Here is a 15,559-nt window from a genome sequence, read left to right on the forward strand (position 1 = left end):
TGGTTTCCCTTGGGTCAGCATTCCGCCCCGAAGACCTCCCGCAAGGGCTCCGCCGTGCGCCGGATCGCCGTCACCGTGATCGCCACCGGCAGCGTGACCGCGGTCGCCGCGACCGCGTGGGCCCTGACCAGGACGACCGAACTGGACGCGTCCATGATGGCCCGGAATACACCTGTCGCCACGTCGGCGCATGCCGTACCGACGCCGGAGGCGCCGGGCGGACGGGCCGAACCGGCCGCCGACGCGGTGTCCAGATCTCCGGGTACGCCGGCTCCCGAACCGACCCCCACGCCGAGCACCGCACCGACTCCCACGCCGGGCACGACGCTGGGCACCGCATCGGGCGCCGCACCGACTCCCACGCCGGGCACGACGCTGGGCGCCGCATCGGGCGCCGCATCGACTTCCACGCCGGGCACGGAGGCGAGCGCGCGGCCGAAGCGGGTGGCCAGGCCGGCTCCGCCGACGAGGACGCCGCGGGCGCGCGTGATCGCGTCGGGAAGTTGCGGGGCGTCGTACTACGACGAGGATCAGGCCACCGCGAGCGGCGAGCGCTTCAACCCGAACGCGCTGACCGCCGCCCACCGAACGCTCCCGATGCACAGCAGGGTCAGGGTCATCAACCCGGCCAACGGCGCTTCGGTCGTAGTGCGAATCAACGACCGGGGCCCGTTCGTGAACGGCCGCTGCCTGGACCTGTCCCGAGCCGCCTTCGACGCCATCGGCAACCTGAGCGCCGGCGAGATGTACGTCCGCTACCAGATCCTCGGCCGCTGACGCGGCTCAGTCCACCCAAGCCACGCAAACTGACGCGGTTCGGTCCAGATCGTCCGAGCACCGACGTGGACACCCAGCCCAAGCGACTCACGCGGCTCGATCAGATCGACCGGGTACTGACGCGGATCAATCCACCCCGGCCAGGCGTTTGAGCGAGTTCTCCCTGGCCGCATACGCCGCGCGGGCCGATTCGATGTCGTCCAAGTGCTCGATCGTCCAGGCCATCAGCCCGCGGACTGTGTCCAGCAGGGTCTGGCCCATCGGCGTGAGTTCATAGTCCACGCGCGGCGGCACGACGGGATAGATCGTGCGTTCGACCAGGCCGTCCTCTTCCAGGCCGCGCAGGGTCACCGTGAGCATGCGCTGACTGATGGCCGGGATCTGCCGCTGCAGTTCCATGAAGCGCTTCCGGCCGTCGGCCAGGTGAAAGATGACGTGCAGTGTCCACTTGTCCCCGACTCTGTCCAGAACATCGCGAATCATGCAGTGGCGCTCATCGTACTCGACCACGGGCACTTCCCTTTAGGTAACTGACGCAGGAAATAGTGCGATCTCCCACGTTAGGCCATGGTTACCGATGATGGGGTTCATGACGAAAGGTAACCAATCGGCACTCGCCGGACTCTCGCCCCTGGACGACGTCTTCACTGCCCCCGCGACGGACGAGCGTCTGGAGCGCGCGGCGGCCGGACTCCGGGAACGCGGATATTCCGTCCATGTCGTGGACAGCCCAGACGACGCCAGGGAACTCGTGACCACGCTCCTCCCCACCGGCAAGGACGTGTTCACAGCAGCCAGCGCCACCCTGGAGAACGCCGGGATCAACAAGGTCATCGAGGAATCAGGCAGATTCCGGTCGGTACGCGCCCAGCTCGCGACCCTGGACGACGCCGACGCGAGCATCAAACTGGGCGCCGCGCCCGACGTGGTGGTCGGCAGCGTCCACGCCGTCACCGAGGACGGCGTCATGGTGTGCGCGTCCGCCAGCGGCAGCCAGCTCTCCTCGTACGCGGGCGGCGCTCGCCGGGCCATCTGGGTGGTGGGCGCGCAGAAGGTAGTCCCCGACCTGGACACCGCGCTCCGCCGGGTCCGGCTCTACTGCCTGCCCAAGGAATCGGAACGCTGCATGGCGGTGTACGGCCAGCCGTCGATCATCGGAAAAATCCTGATATTGGAGCGCGAGTATCTGCCGGAACGGGGCACGGTCGTCCTGGTCCGCGGCGAACTCGGGGTCTGAGCCCTGCGGCCACCACCGCCTGGGGGGGTGGGCGGTGGTGGCTACTTGATCAGCCGGAGCGTCCAGGGGTAGCGGAACTCGCCCTCGGCCAGGGCGGAGATGCCGCCGACGATGGAGAGAACGATGCCGGCGACCCAGATCAGCGGGATCAGGATGACCCCGATGACCGTGATCGGGAGCAGGATGGTCGCCCCGAGAACGGTCAGATGGAAGTTCAGGGATTCGATCGCGTGCTTGCGGACGTACGGGGAGGTTTTGCCCGCCGTGAGGAGCATGATCAGTGGGCCGACGACGAACAGGCCGGTGAGGCTGATCAGGTGGGCGGCCGAGGCCACGACGCGGTCCGCCGAGTCGCGTGCCAGGGGCTGCGGCGTCAGCTGGAAGGGGGGCATCGCCGGGGGTGGCGGGATGTGCGGGGGGTGGGAGCCGTACAGGTCGGTCATGATCGGCATGAGGTCGGCGTGGGTCCTGGCCGTCATGGCGAGGTGCAGGCGCTCGTCCATCTCGTCCTTGTCGAGACGCCCCTCCGCGTACGCGGCCTTGACGTGCTCGACCACGTTGTCTCGATCATCGTTCGTCACCCGGAGCTGGGGATGCGGCGCGGGCGCGCGGCCCGGCCACGGTGGTGTAGCTGCCGCCGGCATCAATGCCTTACCTTCCGTCGAGACGAGCGGCCGGGCGAGAACGCGCGGCCACTGCTTACTTACGAGTCTGCCTCGCCACGCAGGTGACGCGGCACTCTCGCTCACTCATATTCGACTGCCGCAAGGCTTCGGTACATCGGGGATGTCCCCCACCGAACCCCGGGAGCGCCCTCATTGTCACCGATCTGGCCTCCGGCCCGGTATATAAGGGGTATGAGATGGCGTGACCGCTACGGCCTTAGGCGCAATCGCGGCCCCAAGGTCGCAAAATTCGACCGCGAGGCGACCGATCAGGACATCGAGGCCCTGATCGAGTTCGCGAAGACCCGAAGGGGCGTCGAGTTCTACGTCGAGCCAGAAACCTTCGCCACCGACACCACCGCCGTCGCCATCGCGCACGACGGCGAATGGACCCGCCGCCGAGTCGGCGCCCCCGCGGTCATCAAGAAGGTAGCCCGCGACTTAGCCCTCCCGGTGTACGACGTGCAACTCACCGGCTACCCGGCCCGCATGCGCGCCTACAACGACCGCCGCCGCCAGGCCGAAGCCGACTGACCCCGTCACAGCCTCACCCCCGCGCCCCCTGAACCGGCTCCGTGAACCGGCTCCGGCTCGGCTCGGCTCGGTGAAAGGCTCCGTGAACCAGCTCCATGAGACGGGTTCCGTGAGCTGGCTCTGGGCTGGCTCCGTGAACAGGTTCCGCGAACCCGCTTCATGAGACTGGTTCCGTGAATCGGCTCCTTGGAGTGGCTCCGTGGACCCGGCTTCATGAAACCGGTTCCCTGGACCGGCTCCGGGAACAGGCTCCATGAAACTGGCTCCATGAAACTGGCTCCATGAACCGGCCCCCTGGACCGGCGGGTCGGCACACCCGGGGTTCTCCCATGGGCTTACGCGCCATCGGCTGTCGCTGCGGCTGTGTAACCACCTCAACTTCCGCGGCCCAAAGATTTTGCCTCGGATGCCCGGCGGGATGTAGAGAAGTCGGGGGCGTGCTTCTACCTACTCGTGAAGCGCCCGCCGGGGCGTGCGTACCGAGGGAGCCGAAATGAAGTACATGCTGCTCATGCAGTTCGGACAGCTGGCCGAATTCCCACCGATCGGCACCTGGGCGCCGGAGGACTTCACCGCCCACATCGAGTTCATGCACAGCATCGAAGAGAAGTTCACCGCCTCCGGGGAACTCGTGGACGCGCAGGGACTGGCGACGCCCGACCAGGCCAGGACCGTGCGGTCGGGTGACGGCGGCGCGCCCGTCGTCACCGACGGTCCCTACCCTGAGACGAAGGAGTTCCTGGTCGGCTACTGGATCGTGGACTGCGAGACCGCTGAGCGGGCGTACGAGCTGGCCGCGTACATTTCGGCCGCGCCCGGACCGGGCGGCAAGCCGCTGAACATGCCGCTCGAGGTGCGCCAGCTCATGGCCGGCCCTTCCGAGGAGGTGTAGACGCTGGACGAGCCGACCGTCGACGACCTGCTGCGCGAACTCGCGCCGCAGGTCGTCGGCGTGCTCACCCGTCGCGCCGGCGACTTCGGCACGGCTGAGGACGCCGTCCAGGAAGCCCTGCTGAACGCCGCGGCCCAGTGGCCGGAGGAGGGCTTGCCGGACAACCCGCGGGGCTGGCTGATCCAGGTCGCCTTCCGCCGGATGACCGAACAGGTCCGCAACGAACAGGCCCGCCGTCGCCGCGAAGAACTGGTCGCCGCCCGGACACCCCCCGAGGAGCGGGCCGCACCCGCGGCAGACGACGCGTACGCCTCGGACGAAGACGACACCCTGAGCATGCTGTTCCTCTGCTGCCACCCCGCGCTGACCCCCGCCTCCGCGATCGCCCTCACGCTGCGCTCGGTGGGCGGCCTGACCACGGCGCAGATCGCCAAGGCGTTCCTGGTCCCCGAGGCGACGATGGCCCAGCGGATCAGCCGGGCCAAGCAGCGCATCAAGGCCTCCGGCGTCCCCTTCGGCATGCCCGCCCCCCACGAGCGCACGCGCCGCCTCGCCGCCGTTCTCCACGTGCTCTACCTCACCTTCAACGAGGGCTACGCCACCAGCACCGGCCCTGACCTGCAACGCGTCGAACTCTCCCGCGAAGCGATCCGCCTCACCCGGATGGTCCACGCCCTCCTCCCCGACGAATGCGAAATATCCGGCCTACTCGCCCTGATGCTCCTCACCGACGCCCGCCGCCCCGCCCGCACCGGCCCCCACGGCATCCCCATCCCCCTGGCCGACCAGGACCGCAGCAAATGGGGCACCCAAGCCATCACCGAAGGCGTCGCCCTCATCACCGCCACCCTCGCCAAAGGCTCGATCGGCCCCTACCAACTCCAAGCCGCCATCGCCGCCCTCCACGACGAGGCCCCCACCGCCGACCAGACCGACTGGCCCCAGATCACGGCCCTGTACGGCCTACTGGAACGCATGTCCGACAACCCCATGGTCACCCTCAACCGAGCCGTCGCCACCGCCATGGCCCATGGCCCTGAATCCGGCCTCGCCCTCCTCAAAACCCTCGCCACCGACGGCCGCCTCACCGGAAACCACCGCTTCCACAACGCCCGCGCCCACCTCCGCGAAATGGCCGGAGACCTCCCCGGCGCCATCGAGGACTACCGCACAGCCGCCAACCACAGCACCAACATCCCCGAACGCGACTACCTCACCACCCGCGCCACCCAACTCACCGCAGCAGCCGCACCACCCAGCTCACGCAATAGCCCCACACCCGTTCCACCCAACTCAAGCAGCCTCACCAAAGCCCAACCGCCCGTAGATAGCCCGGGCGTCCCAAGGTCGTGAGGATCATCATCCCGGCAGCCGGGAAGGCGCCCTCGCAGCTTGCCGACGGCCGTGATTCCAGCCATCTCGCCGAGCCGCGCGAACCGACGACAGCCACAGGCTCTGGGATAGGTTGGCGGTGACTTGGGCGAGGTCGCGGTCAGCCGCTGACCGGCTCATCCTGGGCAGGACCGCGGTGATGACGGTGACCGCGATGACGGCGTAGGGCAGTTGGAACAGGGTGTAGGCGTTGGAGTAAACGCTGACGGCGCCGGGACCGACGGCGGCCATGGCTAAGACGGTGTCCACGAACCTTCCCGGGGCCGAGTGACTCGCCGAACTCGGCGATTGCGCTCTACAACGACACCACCGCCACCGCCAACCCACAGGCCGCCGTCACCTGCACGAGCCTGACCGGCCAGTTCACCTTTGCTCTCCGGGGTACAGGCCACTCCGATGGTGGCGAGTAGCCAGGTGGCTCGCTTATGCCGTTGGGAAGTCGGCCAGGAGACCGTGCTGTCGAAGGTGCGCTGCCGGAGGGGCGCGGCTCGCGGCCAACAGCTGCGCTCCGCAGGCGGACCAGGTGCTAGCTCGCCAGGGCAGATGGCTCGTCCAGGAGGGTTAGGAGGGGGGTGAGCCACTTTCTCGTTGGGGTGCCCATTTCTCGGTCGAGGTCTTCTGGGGTTGGCATGCGTTCGCGGAGGACGTTCGGGGGGAGCAGGTTGCGGATGGCGCGGGAGAGAAGGGCTGCCATCGTGTAGCGGGGGTCGGCCGCGAGTGCCCGGTCCAGGGCGAGTGTGGCCAGGGCGCAGTCTCCGCTTCGCCAGGCGGTGGCCGCCAGCAGTGAGGCCGCCGGGGCGACGTGGCGTGGGGTGAGGCGCTGGGTGAGATCACGCCAGAGGGCGAGGTGGGCGGCGTGGTCGTCGATGAGTGTCCAGGCTTCGTCGCGGACGCGGATGATCGCCAGGTCCAGGCCGAGGCGGGCGGCCTCGTCGTCGGTGAGGCGGGCGCCGGCGATGTAGGTGTCGATGGCGGTTCGGACGCGGGCTATTCCGTCGGCGACGAGGTCCGCGGGTCTTCCCTTGGTCAGAGCGGTTCGGGTGGCGGCGAGGGCGCGGTCGGTGGCCCGGTTCATCGACGCCCGGGACAGCCCTTGGCACGGCGCGACTGATCGCTCCAGGCTTCGGCGGCTCGGGAGCGCCACCAGGCCGTGCACCACCGCCTCCGCGGCCAGCGGGCTCGCTTTCGGGTCGTAGGCCACTCCTTCGGGTGGGCAGCAGGCCACCCGCTGGCACACATACGACCAGTACCGGCCTTCCGAGGCGCGAAGCGATTCGGTGATCTCGATGCCCTCGGCGCGCAGTAGCCGGGTCGCCTGGTCCACGCCGGCGGTCACCAAAGGTCCGGGACCGTAGCCGATCAGAATCACCACGGTGACCTGTTCACGTCTGAGCAGCGGAATGAGCCCGTCGAGTCCGCCTGGCTCGGCCGGGAGATCCCAGCGCGTGCTGACCCGCACGGCCGACCCGACGAACCCGATCACGACCAGGCTGAGCTCAGGATGGAAGCCGATCAGAAAGGGCACAGCGGCCAGGATGTCGGTCGGCGACGACAGCCGGAGCCTCGGGTTGGCTGAATTCATGCCCGCACTCTCCCTCCCCTCACCCCACCCCCAGCCGCCGAACCCAATTCTGTGGACAGCCAACCTGAACCTGTTCCAATTGTGCATTTGTGATTCAAGTTTCCGCAGGTAACGGCCATCCGGGGTCGAGAACTACCGAGCAGCCCTGTGCACAATGCACGCCTCAAAGCCGCTGCTCCACCTTGGTGGCATCGCGGCTAGGACCACGCCAGTGTGAACGGCGCCGGATAAGCCCAGCGACTCGCTCGGTCCATTGGCTTCACTGAGCGAGGTGGCTGACGGATCAACCCCGGGCGATCTTGGTGGTCGTCTTCGCATGATCCGTTTCGAGACCAGCGTGATGGGATTTGCGTAACTTGTTCGGATCTGTTGGGGCGTGTTCGCGGAGAGCGAAGATCAGGATGCGGCAAAGGGGCCCGCGCGTTGGCGCGAGTGCGGTTACTGGGCAGAGCACTGTTTATGGGCATGCGCGACAGGAGATCCGTGGCTCCCCCATCCGTCGAGGATTGGTCCGATCATGAGCGATCGAGGCTCGTCGCCCTTCTTGGCGGTGAGACCGTCCTGGTGAGCATGAATCAGCGGCGAGGGCATCCGCGGCTTATCGCCTGGGCCAAGTCGCAGGGCCTCTATGTGCGGATCGACTCCCGGAGCGTATGGGGTAATCCCCATGAGAAGGATGATGTGCTCCGGGGTGAACAGCTACGTCGTTATGAGGCTCATCTCGATGCGCGGCCTGTCCTGATCGCCCGGCTGGGTGAGCTGCGGGGCAAGGCTCTGGCCTGCTGGTGTACTCATGGTCCCTGCCACGGCCAGATCCTCAAGCTTCGCGCCGATGGGCCGGCCCAGCCGCCCGTACAGGCGGAGCCGGACGATCTGAGCGGGGAAGAGAAGCTCGCGCTCGCCGAAGCCGAGACCGCTATCGAACGTGGGCTCACCACGTTCGTCGACGTCGGTCATGCGCTGTCCCGGATCCGCGCGGGACGGCTTCACCGCGCCACTCACGTCCGCTTCGAGGACTACTGCCGCGAACGATGGGGCTTCACCAAGAATCACGTCAACCGGCAGATCGACGCCGCGCACGTCATGGACTCGCTGGCCATCACGCACATCCCGCGCCAGCAGGACCACCGCCCCGCCGTCCCCCCGGCTTCCGCCCCACCGCCCACCATCTCCAGTTCCCCGACCACCATCCCCAACCCCACAAAGCCGCACGACTCCAGCCGCCTGGGGCAACGCAGCGGCCTCCGCGACCCCACCCCACCTCCCGCCCGTCCGGAGATCATCCGCATCCCGGGATCACGCTCACCCTCGCCTCCGCCGACTCACCCCGCTTTGACCTCCCATCCGCCGAAGGAGGCCACCGCAGAGGCAGCGGCGCATCCCTCCCTCGCGGCAGAGGCACAATCACCCCAGCTCCAGAGCACGGAACCCGATCCCGGGCCAACCCGACGCCTGGACGATTTCGTGGCCGCACTCAGCGATCACCCCGCCCTGATCGGCAACACCGAAGGCTTCGAAAAAGAGGCATCGCCGGAACAGGCCGAACAATGGTCGCGGCAATTGGCCGAAGCGATTAGCCGACTACAGGAGCTGCAACGGCGAATCGAAACCTTCCTGGACCCTCACGACTGAGCCGACTGCTGGCGGCAGGGGGCCGTCAGCTATCAAGAGGCCGGTCAGCGCATCCTCATCGCCAGGGACGGGAACATGGCGCGCAGGGCGTCCGGCACCAGCTGGTGGCTGCCTGCCCAGGGCCTATCGATAGGCCGGAGGAGGGGACTCAGCTGGGACTCCGCCTGATTCTTCCGCCTGCGGGCCCAGCGTAGGAGGGGGATTCAGCAGGTTCTCAGCGTGAGGGAGCCCCTATCGGTAGGCCGGAGGGGGTGGAGTCAGGCCGTTGCGGACCATGAGGGTGGCGCCTGCCACTGCGCCGGGCATGGCGACAACGGCGACGAAGGGGATGAGGAAGGTGAGGAAGATGGCGACGCCGAAGCCGAGGGCGGAGCCTTTGTTGTTGCGGAGGATGGCGAAGCGGGCTTTCCTGTTGAGGCCGCGGCGCTCCATGGCGAGAGCGGTGAGTTCGACGGTCAGGAAGAAGCCGGAGACGAGTGCGCCGAGAACGGGGACGATGGTCTGCCCGATCACGGGGATGAAGCCGAGAATGAAGAGGGGGATCGTGAACAGCAGCACGTAGAAGAGCGTCATGATGCTGTCGCGGATCGAGCGGAGCAGGGAGCTCCAGAACGGCTGGTCGCCGCCGGGCACCGGGCCGAAGTCCGCTTCGACCTTCTCCGACAGTTTCTCGTAGAAGGGTTCGCCGATGGCGAGCGTGACGGCGGTGAAAGTGATGACGGAGAGCGCCAGACCGACGACGAAGATCAGGATCCCGATCAGGGTACGGAACAGGCCTTCCCAGCCCCAGTCGTCCGCGAACGGGGTCATCCACTCCGCGACATCGCTGGCGTTCGTGGCGAGCCAGATCAGCGCAACGACGTACAGAACGAAGGCGATCAGGCCCGGGATCAGGCCGAACAACCACCAGCCGGGTCGCCGGCCGACCCAGCCGAGCCCCTTGAAGAAGAAGCCCACCCCGTCTGCGAACCCGCCTACACCGCGCCGAACCGGTTGCCCTAAGCCACTCATGCCCGGCAGGCTAGCGCGTCCGTTCTCCTACCGCGACGTCACGTTCCAACCCAACCCGACCGGCTGATCCCGGCCCTCCTCGTTCAGGAAGTCGGGGACTGCCAGAAAGCGGTGACGGGGAAACCCAGGTCCGTGAAAAGGCGGCGGAGCAAGGGGAGGGAGATACCGAGGACGTTGCCGTGGTCGCCGGATATGCCGTCGATGAACCAGCCGCCAAGGCCGTCGAGGGTGAAGGCGCCGGCCACTTTCAGGGGCTCGCCACTGGCGACGTAGGCGGCGATTTCGGCGTCGGTCGGAGTGCCGAAACGAACTTCCGTCGACCCCACGGCTGAGACGGTACGACCAGTGGTCGTGTGAATCACGCAATGGCCGGTCAGCAGGTGCCCGGTTTCACCCCGCACGGCGTTCCAGCGCGCGATCGCCTCTTCCGCCGTGTCCGGTTTTCCGTACGCGACGCCATCGAATTCCAGAACCGAGTCGCAGCCGATGACGAGAGTGTCTCCGGCCAGATCGTCAGCGACGACTTTGGCTTTCGCCTGGGCGAGGGCCAGACAGAGGTCGGCGGGGGTGGCCGCGGTGATCGCGTCCTCGTCCACACCGCTGACGATCACCTTCGGGTCGAGTCCCGCATCACGCAGCACACCCAGCCGAGCCGGAGAAGCAGAAGCCAGCACGATCTCAGTCACGACAGCCAAGCTTAGATCGTGCCGCCAGGAACTCAGGCCCGACGAAGGCGGGATAACGGCAGCTGCCAGGAGCTCTCAGAAGCCCGGCGGGAAGCCGGTGGCGCTTATAGGGATATTTCGGTGGTTGTGGGTGGGAAGCGGTGGAGTGGCAGGTAGCTTGGGCGGTTGTTGAGTGATCTTTGAGGGGGTCGGGTGGCGAGGGCGACGCTTCGGGAGCGGGCTCGGTACTGGTTCGACAACACCATGTCCAAAGGCACGGCCGCCCTGATCGGCTGGCTGGCGCTGGTGTCGGCGGTGTTGATCCTGGTGGTGAGCGCGTTCGCGCTGTGGCTGACGCCGGCGGAGGTCGAGGACGGCCTGCCGGGGGCCATGTGGACGGCGCTCATGCGTACCCTCAGCCCGGGGAAGATCGCCAGTGACGGCGGGACCGTGCCCTATCTGGGGTTGATGCTGGTCGCCTCGCTCGGCGGGATCTTCATCGTGAGCCTCCTGGTCAGCCTGCTGTCGGCGGGGCTGAAGGAGAAGATCGAGGACCTGCGCAAGGGCAGGTCGAGGATCATCGAGACCGGGCACACCGTGATTCTCGGCTGGTCGGACCAGATCTTCACCATCGTCGGCGAACTGGTGAAGGCCCACGCCAGCGAACGCGGATCGATCATCGCGATTCTCGCGGACCGCGACAAGCTCAGCATGGAGGACGAGATCCGGCTGAGGCTCGGCGACACCGGCAGGACGCGGCTGGTGTGCCGGACCGGTCGGCCGACCGAACCGGTCGATCTGGCGCTGATGAACCTGGATGACGCCAGTTCGGTGGTCGTGCTCTCACCCCAGGGCGAGGATCCCGACGCGCACGTCATCAAGACTCTGCTCGCGCTGGCCAGGCGGCCGGGCGCGCACCCGCCGACGGTCGCCGCGATCGCGGATTCCGGCAACATGGCGGCGGCCAGGCTGGCGGGCGGCCCCAAGGTCCACCTGGTCGACTCCGACGACACGGCCGCGCGCCTGATCGTGCAGTCGTCCCGGCAGTCGGGCATGTCGGTCGTCTGCATGGACCTGCTCAACTTCGACGACGGCGAGATCTACCTGCGCGCCGACCCCTCACTGGCCGGTCACACGTACGGCGAGAGCCTGCCCGCCTTCAAGGGCGCCACCGTCATCGGCCTGCGCACGAACGGAAACGTCACCCTCAACCCCCCGATGGACACCCGGATCGGTACGGCCGACGAGATCATCGTCATCGCCCAGGACGACTCGATGATCCGCCTGGCCGCCGGCGCCGCCAAGGTGGACGCGTCCGCCATCACGACCGCCGAACGCACCGGCTCCGAACCGGAGCGCACCCTGGTGCTGGGCTGGAACAGCCGCGCCCGCGAGGTCGTGCGCTACCTGGACGGCTACGTGGCATCCGGCTCGGTCCTGGACATCGCCGCCGACCACCCGGACGCGGGCAGCGGCCTGGCCGGTCTCCGCCATCTCACCGTGAACACCAAGGACTGCGACACCACCGACCGGTACGCGCTGGAGTCCCTCAGCATCGGCCTCTACCAGCACGTCATCGTCCTGTCCGACGACCGGTACGCCACCCACCACGCCGACACCCGCACCCTGATGACCCTGCTCCAGCTCCGCGACATGCAGACCGCCCTCGGCGAGCGCTACTCGATCGTCAGCGAGATGCACGACGAGAGCAACCGCGCCCTGGCCGAGGTGACCGAGGCGGACGACATCGTCATCAGCGACACGGTGATCGGCCTGCTCCTCGCCCAGCTGGCCGAGAACCAGCATCTGGCGGACGTGTTCGGCTACCTCTTCGACTCCCGGGGTTCGGAGATCTACCCCAGACCGGCGGCCGACTACGTCCGGCCCGGCGTCCCCGTCGGCTTCGCCACCGTGATCGAATCCGCCCGCCGCCGGGGCGAGACCGCGATCGGCTACCGCCTGGCGTCGGGCGTCAATCAGCCACCCCACTTCGGTGTCACCCTGAATCCCGATAAATCACAATCGATCGCTCTCGGTTCCCACGACTCCGTCATCGTGCTGGCCGAGCGCTGACCCGGCCCGCACCCGTACGGGCCGGGTCAGCGACTGCTCACCAGTCGGGGTTGGACGAGCGGCGCGGCGGCGGCTGCGGCCGGGGCTGCCTGGGCGCGCCCGGCATGGGGATCGCGCCAGACTCGGACCGGTCGGGCTGGCGCCGTTCCTCGTCCTGGTCGCCGAAGATGGCGCCGAGCAGACCGCCCAGCAGGTCGCCGAGGCCGCTGCCCATGTCCTGCCGTTCCCGGTCCAGGTCCTTGGACATGGTCTCCGGCTCCATGCCCTGGCGCAGCCGCTTGGCCAGCATGGCCATCACCATCGGCGCGACCATGGTCAGCACCTTCGAGACGGTCCTGGAGTTGATCCCCATGAACTGTGAGATGCCCTGGGCCGCCCGGTCGGTGCCCTGGTCGCCCAGAACGTGGCTGAGGATCTTCCGGCCGTCGTTGTCGTCGGCCAGGCCGGTGACGTTGGTGAAGGGGTCACTGTCGGTGTGCTGGTCCACGGCCGAACGCAGGGACTGCGCGCCCTCCATGTTCTCGGCCTGATGGGCCATGCCGCCCATGATGGTGCCGAGCGAGGCCTGGACCGCCCCCTTGGCGGATTCGGTATCGGTTCCGATCAGGCCCGCGATCTGCTGGATACCCTGCGGCCCCAGCTTCGCGAACAGGTCGTCCTGCATCGACTGACTCACGGTTACCCCCCGTATTGACGTCGGTCTCCGCAGGGCCCTTCCCCCGACCAATTACACATAACGCCCAAAAAGCACCAAATCACTCTCCGAGTCCGGCTTGTCGCGCCCGGACGACGGCCTGGGCGCGGTCGGCGGCCTGGAGTTTGGCGAACACGTTGGTGAGGTGGTTCTTCACGGTCTTCAGGCTGAGGAACAGGATCCTGGCGATGTCGGCGTTGGACTTGCCGGAGGCGAGCAGGTCGAGGATCTCGCGTTCCCGCTGGGTGAGCTCGGGGAACGGGCCGCTGCCGGGGCCGGTGGCCAGAAAGCGGCGGATCCGGCGGGCGACGGCCGCGCCGTACACGGCCTCGCCTCTGGCCACGGCGCGGACGGCGGCGATGAAGTCCGTGCCGCCGGTGCCCTTGAGCGCGTAGCCGCGTGCGCCCGCCCGCAGGGCGGCGAAGACGGACGCGTCGTCCTCGCTCATGGTGAGCACGAGGATGCCCAGGTCGGGGCTGCGCGGTGCCGATCAAGGGCTCCCCGCCGAGGCGGAACGGTTCGTGCGCGGTGCCCACCACGGCCAGGTAGACCGCCAGCAGCACGCCGGTGACCACGACGTACACCACCGTCCTGCGGATCAGGATCTCCAGGTCGAACAGGCGGTAGCGGAAGATCGAGAGCGCGGTCGCGGCGGGTAACAGCGGCAGCGCGAATCCCATCAGCCACACCCCGATCGGCGGGTGCTGCGGCAGCACGGAATCGGCCACCAGAGCGCGGCCACCGCGGCGGCGAAGAACACCGGGACCAGCTGTCTTCGCTGCTCGCCGTAGGGGCTGGTGTGCCTGAGCCGGACCGCGAGCGCGGCGACTCCGGCCACGCCCAGCGCGACGATCATCACGCCAAAGGCGATCGCCGCCTGGGATGTGGGAAGGAAGCCGACGGGGTTGGGCTCCTCGTGGCCCCAGACCCAGACGCGGTCCCGGAACATGATCAGAAGTTGCAGCACCGCCATCGCGGCGATCAGCACCCACAGGACCGGCCGCCAGCGGGGCGACGGCAGGCGTCCGTCCGGCAGCAGCAGCGGCAGCAACAGGAGCGGCCCGAACCCGAGGAAGAACACCCAGTTCGTCGACCAGGCGGCCGGGCCGGAACCCGGCCAGCCGTGCCCGTCGCCGTAGGCCGCGTAGCCTCCGGCGAGCGCCTGGAGGGCGACCCCCACCCCGCCGAGGCAGAACCAGCCAGCCCACCGGATGGCGCGGCAGCCGAGCCAGGATCAGGGCCCCGATCAGCGGATACGTCAAGCCGACGACCGCGTCGAGATAAGTAGGGTCAGCCGTCGGCACGCTCACAGTCAACAGGACGCCCCCGACAATCCCGAGCGCGCACAGGACGGGGATCGCCCACGGCCACCGAGACGCGGTACTACGCATTAGGACATCATCAGATATTTCGTGAGGTAAGCGAATGGGCCCAGAGTCCCGACCCATCCGGGACCCGGCGAAGAAGGACTCAAGCGGGACCCGGCGATCAGGTGGTCGGGACTCTCCGGCCGGTGGACTTCGGGCATGAATTCCACCCTTACCGCCAGTTCCGTGGTGCGCAGACAGCTGACCGTGTTCGGCGTCGCGCTGGCCGCGCTGGTGCTGCCCGCCCAGGCGTACGCCGTATCCCAGGGCCTCAACCTCAACCGCATCGGCGAGGCGCCGATCGGCGCCCAACTGGCCGTCTACAGCCAGGCGTTCGCCCCCATGCTGGCCGGTCTGGCCGCCTGGCTCGCCGGCGGGCACGGCCTGCGCGGCTTCGACTGGGGTTTCCGCCGAGTGCCGTGGCGCATGCTCGGAATCGCCTGGCTCGTCCCCGTGCTCGGCATCACCCTCGGGTACGGCTCCGCCTGGCTCACCGGCCTGGCCCGCTTCGCGCCCGGAAACGTGACCGATTCCACCGGCTTGCATCCCGCGCTGGGGATCGCCCTCGGCCTGCTCCCCGGCATCGTCCCGTACCTGATCCTGGCCCTCGGCGAACAGCTCGGCTGGAGTTCCTTCCTGACCACCCGGCTGGCCCAGACCAGGAGCACCGACGCCACCGCCCTGATCGTCGGCCTCTGCTGGGCGCTGTTCCACGTCCCGCTGATGCTGTTCATCCCCGGCGCGATCGACCAGGACGTCCCGATCCCCTACGCGATCGCATGCTTCGCCGTGCGGTCGGTGGCGTTCGCCTTCCCGCTGGTCTGGCTGCGCCTGACGACCGGCAGCATCTGGCCGGTGCTCGTCCTGCACGCCGCACTCAACGCCGCGCTCCACTTCGGCGCGGGCGCGATGACGACCCCGACCGAGGGCTCCGCCTGGTTCGTCGGCGAAGGCGGCGCGCTCACCGCGACCGGCCTGGCGGCCGCCGTGGCCGCCACCCACCGCCTGTGGCGCGATCCGGGATGAACAAGCCACGCG

The 15,559-nt window shown here is 68.3% G+C and carries 17 protein-coding genes; 8 read left to right on the forward strand and 9 right to left on the reverse strand.

Annotated elements, in window-relative coordinates:
- Nucleotides 1-9: 9 nt before the first annotated feature.
- Nucleotides 10-777, forward strand: a complete 768-nt coding sequence (locus Acor_RS45440; RefSeq protein ID WP_281353227.1) for a septal ring lytic transglycosylase RlpA family protein — start codon at nt 10-12, stop codon at nt 775-777.
- Between the two features lie 126 nt (nt 778-903).
- Here the strand turns inward: Acor_RS45440 and Acor_RS15580 are convergent, their stop codons facing one another.
- The gene (locus Acor_RS15580) at nt 904-1,260 is read right to left on the reverse strand and encodes a winged helix-turn-helix transcriptional regulator (protein WP_155337360.1); all 357 of its coding nucleotides are present in this window, start codon (nt 1,258-1,260) and stop codon (nt 904-906) included.
- Nucleotides 1,261-1,366: 106 nt separating this feature from the next.
- Here Acor_RS15580 and Acor_RS15585 point away from each other — a divergent pair, with 106 nt between their 5' ends.
- Entirely contained in the window at nt 1,367-2,014 is a 648-nt protein-coding gene (locus Acor_RS15585; RefSeq protein ID WP_155337361.1) for an LUD domain-containing protein, read from the forward strand.
- 41 nt (nt 2,015-2,055) lie between these two features.
- Here the strand turns inward: Acor_RS15585 and Acor_RS15590 are convergent, their stop codons facing one another.
- Entirely contained in the window at nt 2,056-2,595 is a 540-nt protein-coding gene (locus tag Acor_RS15590; protein ID WP_246238670.1) for a DUF1707 and DUF4870 domain-containing protein, read from the reverse strand.
- A 276-nt stretch (nt 2,596-2,871) separates the two neighbouring features.
- On the opposite strand from Acor_RS15590, the gene Acor_RS15595 reads away from it, so the two are divergent.
- From Acor_RS15595 to Acor_RS15605, 3 genes are all read left to right on the forward strand, one after another.
- Complete coding sequence (locus Acor_RS15595; RefSeq protein WP_155337363.1) at nt 2,872-3,213, forward strand: hypothetical protein; 342 nt, start codon at nt 2,872-2,874, stop codon at nt 3,211-3,213.
- A gap of 493 nt (nt 3,214-3,706) precedes the next feature.
- A complete protein-coding gene (locus Acor_RS15600) occupies nt 3,707-4,105 on the forward strand; it encodes a YciI family protein (protein ID WP_155337364.1) in 399 nt (132 codons plus the stop codon).
- Nucleotides 4,106-4,108: 3 nt separating this feature from the next.
- Nucleotides 4,109-5,458, forward strand: a complete 1,350-nt coding sequence (locus Acor_RS15605; RefSeq protein ID WP_155337365.1) for an RNA polymerase sigma factor — start codon at nt 4,109-4,111, stop codon at nt 5,456-5,458.
- Nucleotides 5,459-5,464: 6 nt separating this feature from the next.
- Here Acor_RS15605 and Acor_RS15610 read toward each other — a convergent pair whose 3' ends face one another.
- Nucleotides 5,465-5,746: a lipid II flippase MurJ gene (locus tag Acor_RS15610; protein ID WP_246238672.1), complete on the reverse strand. Its 282-nt coding sequence runs from the start codon at nt 5,744-5,746 to the stop codon at nt 5,465-5,467.
- Between the two features lie 277 nt (nt 5,747-6,023).
- Complete coding sequence (locus Acor_RS15615) at nt 6,024-7,079, reverse strand: DUF4192 domain-containing protein (protein WP_155337366.1); 1,056 nt, start codon at nt 7,077-7,079, stop codon at nt 6,024-6,026.
- 483 nt (nt 7,080-7,562) lie between these two features.
- Here Acor_RS15615 and Acor_RS15620 point away from each other — a divergent pair, with 483 nt between their 5' ends.
- Nucleotides 7,563-8,711 (forward strand): DUF4326 domain-containing protein, encoded by a 1,149-nt coding sequence (locus tag Acor_RS15620; protein ID WP_170316951.1) that lies wholly within the window; start codon nt 7,563-7,565, stop codon nt 8,709-8,711.
- A gap of 231 nt (nt 8,712-8,942) precedes the next feature.
- On the opposite strand, the gene Acor_RS15625 is transcribed toward Acor_RS15620, so the two are convergent.
- Nucleotides 8,943-9,722, reverse strand: a complete 780-nt coding sequence (locus Acor_RS15625; protein WP_155337368.1) for an EI24 domain-containing protein — start codon at nt 9,720-9,722, stop codon at nt 8,943-8,945.
- Between the two features lie 83 nt (nt 9,723-9,805).
- A complete protein-coding gene (locus Acor_RS15630) occupies nt 9,806-10,408 on the reverse strand; it encodes a Maf family protein (protein ID WP_155337369.1) in 603 nt (200 codons plus the stop codon).
- 192 nt (nt 10,409-10,600) lie between these two features.
- Between Acor_RS15630 and Acor_RS15635 the strand changes: the two genes are divergently transcribed.
- On the forward strand, nt 10,601-12,460 hold the full coding sequence (locus tag Acor_RS15635; RefSeq protein WP_155337370.1) for a CASTOR/POLLUX-related putative ion channel: 1,860 nt from the start codon (nt 10,601-10,603) through the stop codon (nt 12,458-12,460).
- Between the two features lie 37 nt (nt 12,461-12,497).
- Here the strand turns inward: Acor_RS15635 and Acor_RS15640 are convergent, their stop codons facing one another.
- From Acor_RS15640 to Acor_RS15650, 3 genes are all read right to left on the reverse strand, one after another.
- Nucleotides 12,498-13,136, reverse strand: coding sequence for a DUF937 domain-containing protein (locus Acor_RS15640; protein ID WP_155337371.1), 639 nt, complete (start codon nt 13,134-13,136; stop codon nt 12,498-12,500).
- Between the two features lie 79 nt (nt 13,137-13,215).
- Entirely contained in the window at nt 13,216-13,602 is a 387-nt protein-coding gene (locus Acor_RS43280) for a response regulator transcription factor (RefSeq protein ID WP_246238673.1), read from the reverse strand.
- A 231-nt stretch (nt 13,603-13,833) separates the two neighbouring features.
- On the reverse strand, nt 13,834-14,334 hold the full coding sequence (locus Acor_RS15650; RefSeq protein ID WP_155337372.1) for a hypothetical protein: 501 nt from the start codon (nt 14,332-14,334) through the stop codon (nt 13,834-13,836).
- A 346-nt stretch (nt 14,335-14,680) separates the two neighbouring features.
- Here Acor_RS15650 and Acor_RS15655 point away from each other — a divergent pair, with 346 nt between their 5' ends.
- Nucleotides 14,681-15,547: a CPBP family intramembrane glutamic endopeptidase gene (locus Acor_RS15655; protein ID WP_155337373.1), complete on the forward strand. Its 867-nt coding sequence runs from the start codon at nt 14,681-14,683 to the stop codon at nt 15,545-15,547.
- Nucleotides 15,548-15,559: the final 12 nt, after the last annotated feature.

This window comes from Acrocarpospora corrugata (genome assembly GCF_009687845.1).
Taxonomy (GTDB): Bacteria; Actinomycetota; Actinomycetes; order Streptosporangiales; family Streptosporangiaceae; genus Acrocarpospora; species Acrocarpospora corrugata.